Annotated in this window: 17 protein-coding genes; 7 read left to right on the top strand and 10 right to left on the bottom strand. The window is 61.8% G+C overall.

Annotated elements, in window-relative coordinates:
* Positions 1-27 precede the first annotated feature (27 nt).
* The 5 genes from NIBR502773_RS18625 to NIBR502773_RS18645 all read left to right on the top strand — a co-directional run bounded on the left by NIBR502773_RS18625 (position 28) and on the right by NIBR502773_RS18645 (position 4463).
* Positions 28-336, top strand: a complete 309-nt coding sequence (locus NIBR502773_RS18625; protein WP_141156646.1) for a MazG-like family protein — start codon at positions 28-30, stop codon at positions 334-336.
* Positions 329-1078 (top strand): methyltransferase domain-containing protein, encoded by a 750-nt coding sequence (locus tag NIBR502773_RS18630; RefSeq protein WP_141156647.1) that lies wholly within the window; start codon positions 329-331, stop codon positions 1076-1078. Before NIBR502773_RS18625 ends, NIBR502773_RS18630 begins: the two co-directional genes overlap by 8 nt.
* 24 nt (positions 1079-1102) lie before the next feature.
* On the top strand, positions 1103-1705 hold the full coding sequence (locus NIBR502773_RS18635; protein ID WP_065940947.1) for a DUF4136 domain-containing protein: 603 nt from the start codon (positions 1103-1105) through the stop codon (positions 1703-1705).
* A 44-nt stretch (positions 1706-1749) separates the two neighbouring features.
* Entirely contained in the window at positions 1750-2307 is a 558-nt protein-coding gene (locus tag NIBR502773_RS18640) for a DUF4136 domain-containing protein (protein WP_027607982.1), read from the top strand.
* A gap of 143 nt (positions 2308-2450) precedes the next feature.
* Positions 2451-4463 (top strand): pilus assembly protein TadG-related protein, encoded by a 2013-nt coding sequence (locus NIBR502773_RS18645; RefSeq protein WP_141156648.1) that lies wholly within the window; start codon positions 2451-2453, stop codon positions 4461-4463.
* Here NIBR502773_RS18645 and NIBR502773_RS18650 read toward each other — a convergent pair.
* Both NIBR502773_RS18650 and NIBR502773_RS18655 read right to left on the bottom strand, forming a co-directional pair.
* Entirely contained in the window at positions 4460-7123 is a 2664-nt protein-coding gene (locus tag NIBR502773_RS18650) for an ATP-binding protein (RefSeq protein WP_373682350.1), read from the bottom strand. The genes NIBR502773_RS18645 and NIBR502773_RS18650 overlap by 4 nt on opposite strands.
* Positions 7124-7197: 74 nt before the next feature.
* Positions 7198-7638 (bottom strand): TadE/TadG family type IV pilus assembly protein, encoded by a 441-nt coding sequence (locus NIBR502773_RS18655; RefSeq protein WP_065940950.1) that lies wholly within the window; start codon positions 7636-7638, stop codon positions 7198-7200.
* A gap of 72 nt (positions 7639-7710) precedes the next feature.
* Between NIBR502773_RS18655 and NIBR502773_RS18660 the strand changes: the two genes are divergently transcribed.
* Positions 7711-8184: a prepilin peptidase gene (locus NIBR502773_RS18660; protein ID WP_115486336.1), complete on the top strand. Its 474-nt coding sequence runs from the start codon at positions 7711-7713 to the stop codon at positions 8182-8184.
* Positions 8185-8312: 128 nt separating this feature from the next.
* Positions 8313-9095 carry a response regulator transcription factor gene (locus tag NIBR502773_RS18665; protein WP_141156650.1) on the top strand — a complete coding sequence of 261 codons (783 nt, stop codon included), beginning with the start codon at positions 8313-8315 and terminating at the stop codon, positions 9093-9095.
* Here NIBR502773_RS18665 and NIBR502773_RS18670 read toward each other — a convergent pair whose 3' ends face one another.
* The 8 genes from NIBR502773_RS18670 to cpaB are packed head-to-tail and all read right to left on the bottom strand — an operon-like array spanning position 9096 to position 16531.
* Positions 9096-9371 carry a DUF3613 domain-containing protein gene (locus NIBR502773_RS18670; RefSeq protein WP_115486335.1) on the bottom strand — a complete coding sequence of 92 codons (276 nt, stop codon included), beginning with the start codon at positions 9369-9371 and terminating at the stop codon, positions 9096-9098.
* A 19-nt stretch (positions 9372-9390) separates the two neighbouring features.
* A complete protein-coding gene (locus tag NIBR502773_RS18675) occupies positions 9391-10107 on the bottom strand; it encodes a lipopolysaccharide assembly protein LapB (RefSeq protein ID WP_141156651.1) in 717 nt (238 codons plus the stop codon).
* An 11-nt stretch (positions 10108-10118) separates the two neighbouring features.
* Positions 10119-11003 (bottom strand): type II secretion system F family protein, encoded by an 885-nt coding sequence (locus NIBR502773_RS18680; protein WP_065940954.1) that lies wholly within the window; start codon positions 11001-11003, stop codon positions 10119-10121.
* Between the two features lies 1 nt (position 11004).
* Positions 11005-11889 (bottom strand): type II secretion system F family protein, encoded by an 885-nt coding sequence (locus NIBR502773_RS18685; RefSeq protein ID WP_141156652.1) that lies wholly within the window; start codon positions 11887-11889, stop codon positions 11005-11007.
* A 10-nt stretch (positions 11890-11899) separates the two neighbouring features.
* Positions 11900-13171, bottom strand: a complete 1272-nt coding sequence (locus tag NIBR502773_RS18690) for a CpaF family protein (protein WP_141156653.1) — start codon at positions 13169-13171, stop codon at positions 11900-11902.
* A complete protein-coding gene (locus NIBR502773_RS18695) occupies positions 13168-14355 on the bottom strand; it encodes a pilus assembly protein (protein WP_065940957.1) in 1188 nt (395 codons plus the stop codon). The genes NIBR502773_RS18690 and NIBR502773_RS18695 overlap by 4 nt, the downstream gene beginning before the upstream one ends.
* Positions 14352-15566 (bottom strand): type II and III secretion system protein family protein, encoded by a 1215-nt coding sequence (locus NIBR502773_RS18700; protein WP_141156654.1) that lies wholly within the window; start codon positions 15564-15566, stop codon positions 14352-14354. Before NIBR502773_RS18700 ends, NIBR502773_RS18695 begins: the two co-directional genes overlap by 4 nt.
* A gap of 20 nt (positions 15567-15586) precedes the next feature.
* Positions 15587-16531: a Flp pilus assembly protein CpaB gene (gene cpaB, locus NIBR502773_RS18705; protein ID WP_115486330.1), complete on the bottom strand. Its 945-nt coding sequence runs from the start codon at positions 16529-16531 to the stop codon at positions 15587-15589.
* Positions 16532-16628: the final 97 nt, after the last annotated feature.

Here is a 16628-nt window from a genome sequence, read left to right on the forward strand (position 1 = left end):
TGAAGCTATACCCATTCAGGAGCCCCCATGAACCTCGAACACCTCACCGAACGCCTGCACCGCATCCGTGATACCAACGACTGGAAGCCTTTCCACAGCCCGAAGAACCTGGCCATGGCCGCCAGCGTGGAAATGGCCGAACTGGTGGAAATCTTCCAGTGGCTCAGCGAAGACCAGTCCCGCCAGTTACCCGCCGACAAACTCGCCCACGCCGGCCAGGAAGTGGGCGATATCGTGCTGTACCTGCTGTTGCTGTGCAGCGAGCTGGGCCTGGACATGAACGAGGTGGTGCGCGCCAAACTGGCCGACAGCGAGCGGCGGTTTACCCATGAGTGACCGGCATTTCGACCAGTTGGCCACGCGCTTCGCCGAGAAAATCTACGGCGGTGCAAAAGGCGCGATTCGCCTGGCAGTGCTCCAGGCCGACCTGGCTGAGGCTCTGCCGGAGCGCCCGTTACGCGTGCTGGATATCGGCGCGGGCCTGGGGCATATGTCGCTGTGGCTGGCCGAACGCGGCCATCAGGTGACCCTGGCCGAACCCGCCGAGCCGATGCTCGAAGGCGCGCGCCAGCGCTTCGCCGAGGCCGGGCAGAGCGCTACCTTTATCCATGCGCCGTGGCAAGACCTGCTCGGCCAGCTCACCGAGCCCTACGACCTGGTGCTGTGCCATGCGGTGCTGGAATGGCTGGCCGAACCCCACGGGATCCTGCCGGTGCTGCATCAGCTGACGCTGCCCGGGGGCTGGCTGTCGTTGGCGTTCTACAACCGCGATGCGCTGATTTATCGCAACCTGCTCAAAGGCCATTTCCGCAAGATGCGCAAGAATGACATGGCCGGCGAAAAGCAGAGCCTGACCCCGCAACAGCCCCTCGACCCGCGGGAATTGGCGGCGCAACTCGAAGGGCTTTGGCAGGTCGAAAGCCAAAGTGGCGTGCGGGTATTCCACGACTATATGCCGGTGGAATTCCAGGCCCGCGCCGACTTGAAGGACCTTATAGAGATGGAACTCGCTCACCGTCGTCACCCAAGCTTTGCCGGACTTGGGCGTTATTTGCACTGGATCTGCCGTCCGGTATAAGCGGCCCAGTCTGCGGAGGTCGAAATGCGTCGTCTCTGTTTGATCCTGTTATCCCTCGGGCTGGGCGCCTGCTCCAGCCCCAACCCTTATGTGGCGGCTTCTGCGCCGATGCCACCTGCGCCCGCGCAGGCGGCCACGACCTTTGATGCCAGCGCCTACCCGGCGCCGGTGCGCGACTATGGCGCCTACCGCAATTGGGCCTGGCGCAACGGCCAGCTCCCGGCCGGCACGGCCTGGGCGGACTCGGCGCAGATCGCCGAAGCGGTCAGCGGCGCCCTTGACCAGCGCGGCCTGCGGCCCTTGCACGACAACCGCCCGGCGGACCTGCTGGTGAGCGCCGATGTGCGCCTGGAGAAGCGTCTCAAGCAGGTCCAGGACGATTACGGCTACGGATACGGCGGCTATAACCGCTACGGCCCGGGCTACGGTATGTACAACTCGGTGCCGATCGTGCGCACCTATGAAGTTCAAGTGGTGGTGGTGCGCGTCAACCTGTTCGACGCCCGCAGCGGCCAGCCGGTGTGGAGTGCCAGTGCGGAAACCGGCAGCCAGGGCAGCCTCAGCGAGCGTGCGGATGCGTTGCGCCAGGCCGTGCAAAAGGCGATGACCGCCTATCCTCCGAGTTAACAGCTATTCTCATCTAAAGCCCGGTCCCTTGTTGGAGATCAACCATGTTTCGTCGTATCGCTACGCTAGCTTTTGTTGTGCTGCTGGGCGGTTGCCAGACCAGCCAGGTCAACCACGATTTTGATGCCAGCCGCGACTTCGGCGCCTACCGCAACTGGGCCTGGAAAGACCCGGCGCTGCAATACCGCCCTGATGATCCGCGGATCAAGAGCGACCTCACCGAACAACGCATCCGCCAGGCCGTGGGTGAACAGCTTGACCAGCGCGGCCTGCGCCCGGCAGCCGCAGGCACCCGGGCTGACCTGAACGTGCAGGCCTACCTGATCGTCGAAGACCGCCAGCAACAAGTCACCACCAACTATGGCGGCGCCTGGGGCGGCCCGTGGAACGGCTATTGGGGCGGGCCGATGTACAACGAAACACGCAACATCACCTACAAGGTGGCGACCATCCAGATCGACCTGCTCGACGGCAAGGACGGCAAGTTGGTGTGGCGCGGCAGTGATGAACAGATGATGAGCAGCACGCCCAACCCCCAGGATCGTAATAACGCGATTCGCACGACGGTGACCCGCATCCTCTCCAGCTATCCCCCGCATTGACCCTCTGCCGGAGCGCTGTGCTTGCGTCCGTCCGACTGCGCCTGTTTGCCATCAGGTTGATTTGTGGCGACTTGCCAGCGCTCCTATGAAGCCTTGTCTACACTCCACAGCATCTACGGAGAGTAAGCGCGAAGGAGTGCTCGATGTCTCCCCGACTTCGTTGCAGGCAGCGTGGTGCGATTGGCTTGATGGCGGCCTTGACGCTGGGTTTGGCGCTGGTTTTCCTGCTGCTGGTGGTCGACAGCGGCCGGCTTTATCTTGAAAAACGCAAACTGCAAGGCATTGCCGACATGGCCGCACTGGAAGCGGTGCAGCGCAACGGCGATTGCCTGGCGGCGAGCAACAACACCGCCAGCACCTTTGCTGGCGCCAGTGCTGCGCGCAATGGCTACATCATCCCGCCTGCCAATGCACTGGATGTTCGCTGCGGCTCGTTGACCACGGCGGCCTCGAATTTACGGGTATTCTCCGCAGACGCCACCCAGCGCGATGCCATTCAGGTGATCGCTTCGCGCCCGGTGTTGACCAGTGTCGCCGGTGGCGTGTGGTCGCTGTTCAATGGCGGTGCCTACAGCCTGAACACGCTGTTGACGGCCAGGGCTGTGGCCGCGCCGAAGATTCTGCCGCCCCAGGCGCAATTGACCATCAAGTCCACCCTGGTGTCGGTCAATTCCAACGATTCCGCGGCGTTGAACCTGGTGTTCGGCAAACTGTTGGGGGGTAACCTGTCACTGGATGTTGCCAGCTGGCAGGGCCTGGTCGACAACAACATCAACCTGCTCGGTTATTTGAACCAGTTGGCTGTGAACGTGGGGGTACAGGCGGGTAATTACGACGAGTTGCTGGCCAAGAACCTCAAGCTCGGTCAACTGATCGATGCGGCGGTCATCGTCTTGCAGGCCGGCACCGGCACCGCCACGGTGGCCGCCTCAGGGCTTACGCAGATCAATGCGTTGGTGGGCAACCTCGACGTGACGTTGGGCAACGTGCTGCAGTTGCAGACGGGGGCGGTGGCCGCCGGGCTCAACACCACGTTGAATGTGTTCCAACTGGCTGAAGCTTTTGTGCAACTGGCCAACAAGAAAAACGGGGTGGTCGCTGAAGTGCCGGTGACTATCCCGGGCCTGGTCAATGCGAGCGTCAAGCTCAAAGTGATCGAGCCGCCGCAACTGTCGGCAATCGGCGATCCCACTTACGCCAAGAATAAAACCGACGCGAGCACGCGGATTTACGTGCGCACGGCTCAGCTCAGCCTGGGGCTGACGGTGGCGCTTCCGCTGCTTAACACACCTGCGGTGAATCTGGTCTTGAACGGGTTGGTCAGTCCGCTTTCGGACGTGTTGAACAATCTGCTCAGCCTGAACCTGGCGGGGACCGTCAGCTCGCTCCTCTGTGCGGTGGGCGGCGTTCCTTGCCAGACCACCGACTTGAGGCTGCTGTCTTCCGCGACGAACCCACCGGTCTCCAGTGTCGATGTGATTCTGGAACTGGGCAGCGCCGAAAGCTATGTCACCGGGTTCACCTGTGCGAGTGACGCGACTAAAACGCTGACCACCCAAACCAACGCCTCGGTGGTGACCATCAAAATCGGCCAGAGCCCCACCCTGATCAATTCGTTGGGTACCAGTCCGCCGCTGGCGACGGTGCCACCGCTGCCGGTGATCGACATCGGTGCGGTGACCTGCCTCAAGCCGTTGTTGGGGCTTGGCCCGACCACCTGCGATTACCCTAACCGCAAGGCGTTTTATGGCGGTGGGATTGGGATGCTTATCGACCCGGACTTGGGACCGATCACCGCCGCTGGTAGCGCCTACACCTACAACCAGCCACCGGAGATCAAGCAGCCACCGCTCTACCATGGGCTCTCGACCGCTAGTTTGGTGGCGTCCCTCGGGCAGGCGTTGCAAGGACGGTTGAAGTTCCAGGTTTACAAACCCACAGGCTTCAACCTGCTCGGCGGGTTATTGACAACCAGTGCCACGCTGCTCAACGACGTGAATACCACCCTGGGCAACGTTATCGGTACGGTGCTCAGCCCGATTGTCGACCCGCTGGTAAATGGCTTGCTGTCCACGCTGGGCATCAATCTGAACCAGGTGGAAGTCGGTGCCAACCTCAGTTGCAAACCCCACGGGCAGGCGGCACTGGTGATTTAAGCGTCCACGATGGGTAACTCCACACAAAACCTGGCGCCTGCTTCGCCATTGACGACACTCAAGCGGCCGCCCATGTTTTCCACAATTCCGTAGCTCACTGATAAGCCCAGTCCTGTCCCCACGCCAATGGGCTTGGTGGTGAAAAACGGTTCGAAAATTCGCTCCAGCAGGCGTGGGTCGATACCGCCGCCGTTGTCCTCTACCCAGATCCGCACATGCCGCATGTCCTGCTCGCAACGCAGCGCGATCCAGGGGCGCAGCGCCGGGTTTGTTTCGCGCTGGCTCAACAGGGCATCGCGGGCGTTGACCATCAGGTTGATCAGTACTTGTTCCAACTGATCGACATAGCCTTTGACCTGCACCCGTGTGTCCGACAGGGTGACACGCACATCCACCCCCTTGCCACGCAAGCCTTCGTTGAGCAGGGACAGCGTGCCCTCGACAGCCTGCGTCGGGTCGAAGGGCTGTTGCTCCATTTCCGAGCGCCGGCCGAATACCCGCATATGGTCCACCACCCGCGCTGCGCGTTGCACCTGGGCATCGATGCGCTGGAGTTTTTCGGTGAGGTAATCGACCTCGGCGTTGCCGTCGCCAAGGCGCTTGAGCACATTGACGATGGCCATGCGCATCACGTTCAGCGGTTGGTTGATCTCGTGGGCCAGGCCCGTGGCCATTTCGCCGAGGGTGGCCATCTTGGCGCTTTGGGTCAGCTGTTGCTGGGAGCGGCGCACTTCCGTGTTGTCGCGACCCACCGCTTGTACTTCCACCAGCGCGCCATGCTCATCAAACACGCCGCGGTCCGACCACACCCACCAGGCATGCTCGCGCCCAGGCAGTTCAAGGCTGATTTCAGCAGTGCTGACCGGGAATTCCGGGGTCAGCTGGCGGATGCGTTGCACAAAGGCCTGGCGCTGTTCCTCCGACAGCCAATGCCCAAGGTTCATCCCCGGCAGTTGTGTGGGCAGGCATTCCAGGTAGTTGGCCAGTGGCGTGTTGCCGAAGGTCAGTGTCAGGTCCGGGCGGTAGCGGCAGATCATCGCCGGCGAGTCTTCCACCAGGATGCGGTAGCGTTCTTCGCTTTGCTTGATGTGCTCGGCGGCCAGGGTCGCGTCGGTGACGTCCAGCCAAAGGCCGACGGCTTCGACCGGTAAACCGAGGTCATCGCGCAGCAGCTTGGCTTCGTCGAGCAGCCAATGGTAATGACCCTGTTTGTCACACACGCGGTAGCGGCTGCGCACATTGCCTTCACGCAGCAGTTGGCGGGTGCGTTCGAAGTACAGGTCGCGGTCCTCGGGATGGATCCATTCAATGAGGGTGGCCGGCGTGCACTCGGCGAGGGTGCGCCCGAGCAGAGGCAGCAGGCTGTCACTGAAAAACAGCGGCTGCAGGGTGCCTTCTACATACCGTTGCACGTAGATGATTGCCGGGGAGCTGGCGATCAGGTTATCCAGCCGTGCGTGGGCGGCGGCGGCCTGTTGCTGCTGGTTTTTTATGTCGCTGATGTCGAGCATGAAGCCGATCACTCGACGGCTGTGTCCTGCGCCCAATGCCAGGCCTTGAACGCGATACCAGATGGGGCTTTGGGCCGAGTCCAGGCGATGCAGGCGCACGCTGGCAGACACCGGCTTGCTCAGGGTCTGCAAGTCCAGCAGGCGGCTGGCGAGCTCCTGACGATCAGCGGGGTGGATCAGCGTCAGCCAGTCTGTCAGGGCCATACGTGGGGTGCTGTGGTGGGGGCTCAGGTGCTGCAGCAACTGCGGGGCCAGCTGTATGTCTTCAGTGTCTGCCGGCAGCTCCCACCAGCCGGTGCCCAGTAAACCTTGCAGGGCTTCGAGCCGCTCCAATTGCTGCTGATGACGCTGCTCGCGAAGGCGGCTGAGCAGAGGTGCCGCGAGGGCCGCAGTCAGCTGTAGCCAGGCGCGTTCACTGGCTTGTTCTTCGTCACGATAAAAACCGCAGAGCAGCCAGGCGGCAACGCCATGCTCGTCACGGTAGGGCACCAGGAAGCCCTCGGCATTGGCGAAAACCCCTTGCAGGCGTGGATGTTCGCTGAGGCCCTGGTTCAGGGTCAGGCTCAAGGGGGTCTTACCGTCCAGGCTATCCAAGGCCGTTCCCAGGGATTGCCCGTCGTGCCACAGCGGCGGTGCATGGTGGGCGCGATAATGGCTATGAACCAGCCAGCCCTGGTCGTTTTCGTCGAGCAGGGCAATGGCGACACAGGGAATCTGCCAGTGCTGGGCGATATTTTGCAGGTTGTCCTGCAGCACCTCGGGCAAGCGCGTCAGGCTGCAAACCCGCAGTCGCTCGCTGATCTGGTCACTCAGGTACTGATTCTGCTCGATGCCTTCAGCCAAATGCCGGTGGGCGATCAAGTCGCCGATGTCCAACAGCTGCAGCAGCCACCCATCACCTTGGGGCTCAATCCAGCCTCGGGTTTGCACGGGCCGCCCGCCGTACCCCTTGAAATCCAGGTCCAGGCTCTGCCCCTGCCAGTCGCCGGGGTTGCCCTCGATCACGACGGCGCTGTGGTCTTGCACATAGTCCAGCAGCGGCACCGGGTGTTGCGGGTCAGGCGTCTTTGCCAAACGATGACGTAGCGTTCCGTGGGTTTGCACCACCCGACCGAGGTTGTCCAGCTGGATGTGCAGGCCGACATGCATGGGTGGCTGGGCCGACGAGGCATGGAGGCCAGGAGGGCGGCCCAGGAGTCGATCGAAAAACCTTTCCCCGGCGGTCAAAACTGCAGGCTCGCTTGGGCGGAGAGTGTCGCAGGCAAGTTGGGCACGGTGCCGAGGCCCGGCAGGACCAGAAAGGGCAAGACGCTCTTAAGGTTGTCGGAGGGGTAGTTGATTTGTACGGTCAGCATGCCGGTGCCCGAATAGGTGGCTGTGACATACGCGGGCACGAATTTGAAGGCGGGGGGCAGCCATTGCAGTTGTGCCTGGGCGGCGGCGATTGCGCGGTTTTTCAGGGCATCGGCGTAGCCTGGGGTGGTGGGGTCCAGGGCCACGCCGCGCCTCACGCCTTCCGCCGTTGCCTGGTTGAATGACTGCAACAGCAGCAGTGGCAGGCTGTAACTGAGCAAACCGTAAAACACGGCAAAAAAAATCATGAATACCATCGCGAACTCAAGCGCGGCGGCACCTTTCTGTTTTCGAGGGAGGCCTTTTTTCATGACTGCGTCTACCCTGACAACCACTACCTGATGTCAGCATAGAATCATTCAGCGGAAAGGGATTTTTTTTACGTGATTCAGAGCCTGTTGCTGTTTGTTTGGCTGGCGTTGTGTGCGGTGCAGGATGTCCGTCAACGTCAGATCGCCAACCGCCTGACCCTGGGTGGGTTGCTGCTGGCTTGGCTCTACGTGCTCTGGAGCGGTACTACCTGGCTTGGCGCTTCGGCTGCCGAGGGTGGGTGGGCGTTTGGCTTGGCGCTGCTGTTGAGCCTGCCCGGCTATGCCTTGGGCCGGTTAGGGGCGGCGGATGTGAAATTACTGGCGGCTCTGGGGGTGGCGACCAATAGCGACTACTTGCTGGGCACTTTTGTCGGTGCGGGGGCGGCAAGTGTGGCGTGGCTGTTATTGGCGCCGAGGGCGTGGCCGCTGATGAATCAGGGGGTTAGAAACGCTTTGCAGTCCCTTCAGCCGCAGGCGTCAAACAAGCAGCCCTTTGCGCCTTTTCTGTTTGTGGGATTCGCCCTGGCATGGGTTTGGATCCATTAGTCGTGACGTAGGTTGGTGCTATGTACATAGTCAGAAAGTACGTCTACGTTTGTAGTTACGTTGTTCGGAAAAATTAAGCGGAGCAATGGATCGGTTGGTCTTTGGCTTGCCCAGGCATGGAGTTGCGCGTGAACAAGCTTACCTCTGAAGTGAAAGTGCTGGTTGTCGATGATCAGCCTCTGATTGTGGAAGAACTCTGCGAGTTTCTGGAAAGTAGCGGTTATCGTTGCACCCCTTGTCACTCAAGCCTTGATGCGGTCGAGCGTTTTCGCGAAGACGCCGGAATCGGCCTGGTGCTGTGCGACCTGCATATGCCGGACATGGACGGTATCGAGTTGGTGCAGGAGTTGCAGCGCCTGGCCGGCAAGCAGCGCGTGTTCGAAGCGATCATGCTGACGGGGCGCGCCGACAAGCAGGATGTCATCAAGGCGTTGCGCGCGGGAATTGCGGACTACTATCAGAAACCGATCAACCTCAATGAACTGCTCGAAGGTTTGCAGCGCCAGGAGGCGGTGCTGCAAGAGCAGCACAAAAACCTGGAACTGGGGCAGTTGAACCAGAAACTGCAGTACCTCTCGGCGTCTATCGATGATCTGTATCACGATCTCGACAAAGTACGCAGCAGCCCTCAGCCCTTGGCTGTCTCGAGCGTTGAGGACGGCGAAGCCGCCGACGTCGAGATTCCGGTGATTTTCAAACAACTGTCACCGCGCCAACTGGATGTCGCCAGGCTGGTGGGCAAGGGGCAGACCAACTACCAGATTGCCTGTGAGCTGGGCATCACGGAAAACACCGTGAAGCTCTATGTGTCCCAGGTGCTGCGCCTGACGCACATGCATAACCGCACGCAACTGGCGTTGGCGCTGTCACCCAGTGGTGCTTCGATACGCCAACGGGTGAGCGCCCACTGACTATTTGCTACCACCGCCCGCTGAGTTGCCGCCTTGTTTCTGCTCGTAATACTCGGGAATCGCGTGTTTGTAGCTGTCCATCAGGCGCTGCATGGCGTTCTCGCGCTCAGCGGGGGTGGCCTTCTGCGGCGTGGAGGAGGCCATTTGGCCGCTGAGCTGCAGCTGTAGCCAGTGTTCGGTCTGTTGCTGCTGCGGTGAGGAGGGGCCGGGCTCGATGGCCTGGGCGGCCAGGGGCAGCGTTGCCAGCAGCAGGTTGGCGAGCAGTGTGAGTTTCATAGGGGCACTCCCTGATGACTTATTGGATAGGCGCCGGCAAGGCCTTGCTGACCGTCGCCATCTGAGCCTTGGATGGCGATACCGGTGAACGTTTGAGCTGCTGCGCCCGGGCCTGGGCCTGGGTGACTTGATCAGGACTCAACCCCATGCGTCCGGCCACTTGTGCCGCCTGGCCCCAGTTGTCCTGGTAAATCAGCAGGGTCACCAGGTTGACGGCGGCCAACTGATTGCCTTGGTTGAGTTCCATGGCGGTGAGGAATTCGAAACGTGCATCGTTCATGCGCAGCTGGTTGAGGTAGACCACGCCCAAGTCATTGCGGATCTTTTCATCGGTGGGCGACAGCCTGGCGGCCTGTTGCAGATGCGCCATGGCTTGAGCGTTGTCACCCCTGGCGACGGCCAATTGCCCGAGGCCGTGTTCGCCTTCCGCCGACAAGCATGTGCCCAGCAGGGTTTTGTACAGCGGCTCTGCCTCGTTACGCCCAAGCAGGCGGTAGACCTTGGCCTTGCGCAGGCGTACCTGGGGCAGGCTGTCCGACATGTTTTGCAGATTGGCTAGGCTGGCGTGCAGCTTGCCGTCGTTGACCATGTCGTCGGCAAGGTTCAGCGAAAGTTCCTGGTCGGCGCTGGGCTTGGAACAACTGCCGTGAGCGGTGAACCCCGCCCAGGGCGTCTGGCCCAGGTTTGCGCAACCGCCCAACAGCAACAAGCCGCATGCAGCAATCAGTGCTTTCATCGTGTGTCCTTTCAAGGCCCCATGGCCTTCGATATGGCGATAAAACCGGGGCCGGCCAATACAATCAGCAACGCCGGAAACAGAAAAACCATCATCACCACGGACATCTTCGCCGACATCTTGGAGATGAATTCCTGCATGCGCGTCAGGCGACGGTCGTCCAGCAGTTGCTTGAGCGCCTGCAACGATTTCATGGCGCCGCCACCCTGGTACAGAAGCTGTTGCAGAATCGAACAGGTATCGCTGAATTCATCGACGCCGAGCATCAGGCTGGCCTTGCTCAACTCTTCGCCAAGCTCCAGGCCCGAGTCTACCCGGGCCAGCACAATGCGTAATTCCGAGGTGAGCACCGGCAGCAGTTTTTGTGCTTCATGGGCCATCACCCGCAGGGTTTGCTCAACGGCCATGCCTGATTCAAACAGGATCCTCAGCAGCGGAATAAAGGTCGAGACCTCTTGGGCAATCTGTTCCTGGCGACGTTTGGCCAGCGCCGCGAGCACGCGCTTGGGCAGCAAGTAACCCGTGGCCAGCCCCAGGAATGGCGCGAGCCATACGGGGTCGGCCTCCGCGAAAAACACGCCCTGTATCAACAGTGTCAGGCCCAGCAGCAACAGCGGCGTCGCCACTTGGCAGGCAGCAAACATCGAGCGCTGACCGGCCCTGCGCCAGCCGAGTCGGTTGAGCAGGGTTTGGGTTTCGTTATCGAGGCTGATGGTGCGTTGGCCAATCCGGGTGTTACCTAACTGGCGCAACCACTGGCTTATCTTGTCTTCGCGCGTGGTTTCGCCCTGCAATCGGGAGGTGACCAGGCGCTGCTGGCGACGTTGCGCCAGGATATTGCCGACCACCAGCAACAGCGCGGCAAAAAATAATAATGCGCTGAGCAGCAGGGCCATGTCAGACGCTCCTCAGCATGCGCCAGAGCGCGACGCAACCGAAGACCTGCATGAGGAACGCACCGACCAGCATCCAGCGGCCACTGTCATCCGTCCACATCCCCACCAGATACGTCGGGTTGGTCAACAGGAAGTAGCCGGCAACGCTGACCGGCAGCAGCGCCAGCACCACCGCTGTCACCCGGGTTTCCCCGGTCATCGCCCGCAGTTGACGGGCGCCTTGGTCCCGTTCGCGGATCAGCTTGATCAGGTTTTCCAGCAGTTCGCTGGCGTTGCCGCCGTAGCGATGATTGACCTTCAGGCCGAGGGCAAACAGGCGCAGTTCATCCTGTTCATAAAACTCGGCAAAGTCGTGCACGGCTTCCGGCAGGCTGACCCCGAGGATGACGTTGCGCTTGATACGCCCCATGGACCTCTTCAGCGGGTCGTCACTGGCCTCTATGCCACCCAGTACGGCATCCGCCAGCGTGCGTCCGGATTTGAGGCTGCGCACGGCATGGTCCAGCAGTTGCGGCAATTGCTCGATCATCCGACGCAAACGGCGTTGGTAGCGCAGGGCGAGGTAGAACCGCAGGATCAGCGGCGGCAGCAAAAGCATCGCCAGCAGGCCCAGCCATTGAGCGGCGAGCACACCCAGCACCACGCCCAAGCCCCATAGTGTGAGCCATAGCCCCAGGCGTTCGGTGGGTTTGCCCAAGCCGGCGCGAATGAACATGCGCTCAAGGCTGCTCACCACGGTCTTGTCATTCAACGCCTGGGGCTGGCCCTGGCCGAGACGCTCCATCACACGATCGGTCCGGGCCTGGCGCAAGCCACTGCGCATCAGGCGCGTGGCCAGCAACAGCATGCCCAGGGAGATCAACGCGAGCAGGATCGGACCGATCATCAGGCGTCTCCTACAGTGGCATGGGGATTTCGCGGCGCAATTTGTCGCCGGCGGGGTTGACGGCGTCGCGCAGGAACCCGAACCCGGTGCGTTTGTCATGGCGGAACAGCGTGTTGGTGACATACACGTCATCACGCACTCCCACCACTTCCACCACTTCACTGACGCAACGGCGGCCGTCGGGCAGGCGAGTCAGTTGAATCACCACATCCAGTGCCGCGCAGACCATCTGGCGCAGGGTTTTTTCCGCGATCACGCGACCGGTGAGACCCACCAGCGTCTCCAGGCGCAGCAACGCATCCTGTGCGTTGTTGGCGTGCACGGTGCTCATCGAACCGTCGTGGCCGGTGTTCATCGCCGTGAGGACGTCGAGCACTTCCACGCCACGAATCTCACCCAGAATGATGCGATCCGGGCGCATCCGCAGGGCGTTGCGAATCAGGTCGCTGGCCTTCACTTCACCGTGCCCCTCGGCATTCGGCGGACGGGTTTCCAGGCGCACCACGTGGGGGTGGCCCAGTTGCAGTTCGGCCACGTCTTCGATGGTGACGAGCCGCTCATGGGGGTTGATCAGTTGGCTCAGGATGTTCAGCAGCGTGGTTTTTCCCGTGCCGGTACCGCCGCTGATCAAAATGTTGCAGCGCTTGCCGACGGACTCCTGGAAGAACTCGAAAATCGCCTGGTCGATCGTTTGCATGGCCATCAGGTCGGTGCTTTTGAGCATGTCCTTGCGAAATTTGCGGATCGACAGGCAGGGGCCGTCCAGGGCAATCGGCGGAATGATCGCATTGACCCGGCTGCCGTCCGGCAACCGCGCATCGACCATCGGCGACGACTCGTCCAGGCGCCGCCCCAGCGGCGCCAGGATGCGCTGCATGACCCGCTCCACGTGATGGTCGTCGATAAAGCGCAGGTCGCTCTGGTGCAACAGGCCATCGCGTTCGATGAACACGCGATGGGGGCCGTTGACCAGGATTTCGGTGACGGACGCGTCGCGCAGCAGCACCTCCAGAGGCCCGAACCCGGTGAGTTCATCGACAAGCTCTTCTGCAAGACGCTCCATTTCGTAGCGGGAGACCGCCAGGTGCATGCGGGTGATGTACTCGGCGACCTTATCCGTCACAAATTGCGCCAGGGTTTGGCGGGTGCCTTCCAGCAGGTTTTTTCCCGACTCCTCGATGGCATCGATGATATAGCGGTGCAGGACCAGCTTGAGGCCGTCGTGATCGGTGGTGCCTGGCGCGCCACGTAACGGCACGCCGAACAGTTTCTCGCTGCTCATTTTGTGCTCCAGAGCCGGGTGAACCAGTTGGCTGGTGGTTTCTCAAGGCCCTCGGAATGTTTGGCCAGACGCTCGCCGAGGGTGCGCAGGCCTTGGGTCAACGGCTCCCGTGGCGACAGGGAAAACAAGGTCTGGCCTTGGTTTTTGGCATTCAGGCGGATTTCTGCGCTCAGGGGCAGTACGGCAATCACCTCCAGGCCGAAGGTTTTGCCCAGCGCTTCGGCCTCCGGAGCGGCGCCTTTGATATAGCGGTCGACCAGCAGGCGTCCGTGCTCCAGTTTCATGCCTTTTTCGCGCCATCGATTGAGCACCGCGAGGTTGCGCCGGCAGTCGAGCACGCTTTGATCGGTGCACCACAGCAGCTTGTCGCAGTGGCTGACAAAGGTGCGCAGCGCTTCGCTGTCCGGTTGCCCGGCAAGGTTCACCACAATGTGCTGAAAGTGTTGGCGCAGTGCGCTGAGCAGCATATACAGCTCGGCGGCGCTGGTTTGCTCCAGTGCTTCGTCGCCGTCGGTGTAGGCCAGGATGCGCAGGCCGGCTTCGGTTGAGGTGAAGGCGCTGTTGATCAGGGTCGCATCCAGGCGCCGCAAGTGGCGCAGGGCATCCCCGAAGTGAAACGAGCTTTCCAGGCCCAGCAACGCCAGGCTGTCGCCCCGGGGCAGGCCCAGGTCCAGCACCAGAGTTTGCTGCCCGCTTTTTTGCACCACCTGAGCCAGGTGGAGAGCGAGCAATGCGCCGTCGGTACCGCATTGAGTGCCATACAGCACCGTGAGACCGCCCAGGTGGGTGGTATGGGTGACCGCCGGCAGGCGTTTGCTCAGGCGTCGCACCAGGCCCGCGACTTCGCTGGAGCGCGAGCCATAGGCGACAAAGTCACGTGCGCCGGCGCGCATGGCATTGAGGACGAGTTGATTGTCCATGCCGTCGCCCAACGCAACGATGGCCAGCATGGGCTTGGCTTCCAGTGCCCCTTCGATCAGGGCGCACTGTGTGGTGACGTTTTCTCGGTCCAGGCCGATGAAGACCAGGTTGGCGAAGGTCACGTCGACCAGCGCCAGCAACTCGTCGAGGCTGCCCCCTGCGCTGACCACTTGGCCCAGCGGTGCAAGAGCGCCCTGAAGCCATTCGAGGTCTGTGCTGTTGCGCGTGATGGCCAGGAATGTCTGGCTCAGGCTCTCGCTCATTGGGAAAGCCCCGTGCGCCGGTCGAAGTTGCCATTTTCGAGGAAGAACAGGCGGTACCAGTTCGGGTCGTAGCTGCGCAGTTTTTCGCCGGGCAGGGAGGGCAACTGCGCGTCGGCGGCCAGGGGTTGCACAAGGTGCGGGGTGACGATCATCAGCAGCTCTTTCTCTTCTCGGCTGATGTTGGCGTCACGGAAGAATGCCCCCAACACCGGGATATCGCCCAGCCCGGGAAACTTGTTGATGGTGGAGCGGTTGTTGGTGCTGATCAGGCCACTGATGACAAAGCTTTCACCATCGGCCAGCGACACGCTGGTGTCGGTACGCCGCACGGTGAGGGCGGGGACTTGGATACCCTGGATCTGCACCGCGTTGCTGTAGTCCAGCTCGCTGACTTCAGGGGCCACCTTGAGGGTGATGCGGTTTCGGTCGACCACCGTGGGGGTGAGGGTCAAACGAATACCGAACTCTTTGTATTCGATGGAGATCGTGTCGCTGCCCGCGCTGGGCACCGGAATCGGCACCTCACCACCGGCCAGGAAGGTTGCACTTTGCCCGCTCAGGGCGACCAGGCTGGGGCGCGCCAGGGTATAGGCAAAGCCGCTGCTTTCCAGGGCGTTGATCATGGCCGAGACTCGCCCGCCGCCGAAACCGATATTGAAGTTGGACGCGCTCACTGGCAGGGCCAGCGTGCCGGCACTGGGCACGGTCAGGTTGGGGCTGCCGATGAGGAAGTTCTTGCCGATCCCCAGGATCGAGGTACTCGCTTCCTTGAGTTTGGAGCGGCTGACTTCGACAAAACGGATGTCGGTCTGCACCTGGCTGGGCAACGAGGGATCTTCCGAGGGCGACAGCGACAGGCTGGTCAGCGCCGAGGTGGCTTTGCCTTTGACGAACACGATGCTCTGGCGTGGGCTGCTCGAACATGCCGTCCAGATCATCAGGCTGGTGGCCCCTTGGGAGACGCCGGTGAGCAGGAACGCCTGGTTACCGTTGACTTGAACGTCGGCGATTTTTGGATCACCAACGGCCAGACGGGTAATGGCCACCGGGGATTGCAGGGCTTGTTGCATGCCCTCACCGACTTCAAGCGTAGCGGGCAATTGGCCCAGGCTGCTGCAGTTGCCGGTTGCCGCCTGTGCGCTGCCGTTCCCCAGCAGGATGACGAGGGCCCAGAAAGCGCGTGAAAAAAACCGCACGGAACGACTGCTCATTCAAGGCATCCTTAGCGCTATCAGGGCGTTTGTTGAGTAACCTGGTTGCCGCGTATCACCTCGATACTCGAGCGACGTGGCGTGCCGTTGGCCGCCGATGGACTGACGTTGTTGGTGGGGGTGGATGTAAAGGCCAACTGATTGAACTGGTAGAGATCGCGCTTGGCATTGTCGAGGTTTACCAGGGAGTCATTGTCGCCCGCCCAGTAGAGGCTCAAGCGTTGTTCGTCGGCGCTGCGCACGGCCAGGCGCAATGCGCCTGCCTGGGTCGCCAGCACCAGCCGAGTCATCAATTGCTCTGGAACCGCGAGCAACACCGTGCGTGCGCTGGCGCGGTTCTGTTGTTGCCTGGCTTTGTCTTGCGCCGTGGTTGCCACGGGGGAGCCGGGTTTGCCGTCATTGGTCAGCCCCAGTTGGTCGCCCACACCCAGCAGGCGAAGTGCAGGGATTACGGTTTGCGCCGAAGGTTGCGGGTTACCGTTTTCCTGGCGCAGGTACAGCATCACGTCGACATAGTCGCCGGGGTTCAATTGCCCGCCGGCACCGGTGACTTCATCCACGGCAACGGCCAGGGCGCGCTCATTGGGGCGGATCATGCGGGCGAGGCTCCCGCCGGCGTCGAAGCTCTGTTCGGTCAACCACGTGCCGGCCTCAAGGCTGCGCCAGGGCACGCGGCCGATGGCTTGTTCCAGTGTGGTGAGGCTGCCTGCCGGGGCCGTACGCAGCTTTTCCAGGGCCAGGTCGGTAGCCGTGAGGGCTACGAAGGGCGGCACGTCATGGGTCAGCACCACCACGGCTTGACGTGTGGGGTCTTCGGCGGGCGCGACCGCAGTAGCGCTGGCAAGCGGTTGGGTGACGACGGCGGTTGCCGGTTCCGTACGGCTCAGCACGAGGCCCCAATAGCCGGCAATCAGCGCACCCACCAACAGTAATCCGGCCAGAATCATACTGATGCGACTGCTCATAAAGGCTCTCCCTTTCCTACTGCAGAACCTGCCGGCTGGTCCATCCAGTCACTGCGCAATGAGTTCACGCTGAACATCTAACTATTTCGCTATTTGA

This window comes from Pseudomonas sp. NIBRBAC000502773 (assembly GCF_006517195.1).
Lineage (GTDB): Bacteria > Pseudomonadota > Gammaproteobacteria > Pseudomonadales > Pseudomonadaceae > Aquipseudomonas > Aquipseudomonas marginalis.

Bases quoted from the DNA above. Each gene is read 5' to 3' on its own strand.
- NIBR502773_RS18635 (WP_065940947.1), top strand. From the start codon at position 1,103: ATGCGTCGTCTCTGTTTGATCCTGTTATCCCTCGGGCTGGGCGCCTGC.
- NIBR502773_RS18650 (WP_373682350.1), bottom strand. From the start codon at position 7,123: ATGCATGTCGGCCTGCACATCCAGCTGGACAACCTCGGTCGGGTGGTG.
- NIBR502773_RS18700 (WP_141156654.1), bottom strand. From the start codon at position 15,566: ATGAGCAGTCGTTCCGTGCGGTTTTTTTCACGCGCTTTCTGGGCCCTC.
- NIBR502773_RS18625 (WP_141156646.1), top strand. From the start codon at position 28: ATGAACCTCGAACACCTCACCGAACGCCTGCACCGCATCCGTGATACC.
- cpaB (WP_115486330.1), bottom strand. From the start codon at position 16,531: ATGAGCAGTCGCATCAGTATGATTCTGGCCGGATTACTGTTGGTGGGT.
- NIBR502773_RS18670 (WP_115486335.1), bottom strand. From the start codon at position 9,371: ATGAAACTCACACTGCTCGCCAACCTGCTGCTGGCAACGCTGCCCCTG.
- NIBR502773_RS18680 (WP_065940954.1), bottom strand. From the start codon at position 11,003: ATGGCCCTGCTGCTCAGCGCATTATTATTTTTTGCCGCGCTGTTGCTG.
- NIBR502773_RS18630 (WP_141156647.1), top strand. From the start codon at position 329: ATGAGTGACCGGCATTTCGACCAGTTGGCCACGCGCTTCGCCGAGAAA.
- NIBR502773_RS18695 (WP_065940957.1), bottom strand. From the start codon at position 14,355: ATGAGCGAGAGCCTGAGCCAGACATTCCTGGCCATCACGCGCAACAGC.
- NIBR502773_RS18675 (WP_141156651.1), bottom strand. From the start codon at position 10,107: ATGAAAGCACTGATTGCTGCATGCGGCTTGTTGCTGTTGGGCGGTTGC.
- NIBR502773_RS18655 (WP_065940950.1), bottom strand. From the start codon at position 7,638: ATGAAAAAAGGCCTCCCTCGAAAACAGAAAGGTGCCGCCGCGCTTGAG.
- NIBR502773_RS18640 (WP_027607982.1), top strand. From the start codon at position 1,750: ATGTTTCGTCGTATCGCTACGCTAGCTTTTGTTGTGCTGCTGGGCGGT.
- NIBR502773_RS18690 (WP_141156653.1), bottom strand. From the start codon at position 13,171: ATGAGCAGCGAGAAACTGTTCGGCGTGCCGTTACGTGGCGCGCCAGGC.
- NIBR502773_RS18645 (WP_141156648.1), top strand. From the start codon at position 2,451: ATGTCTCCCCGACTTCGTTGCAGGCAGCGTGGTGCGATTGGCTTGATG.
- NIBR502773_RS18685 (WP_141156652.1), bottom strand. From the start codon at position 11,889: ATGATCGGTCCGATCCTGCTCGCGTTGATCTCCCTGGGCATGCTGTTG.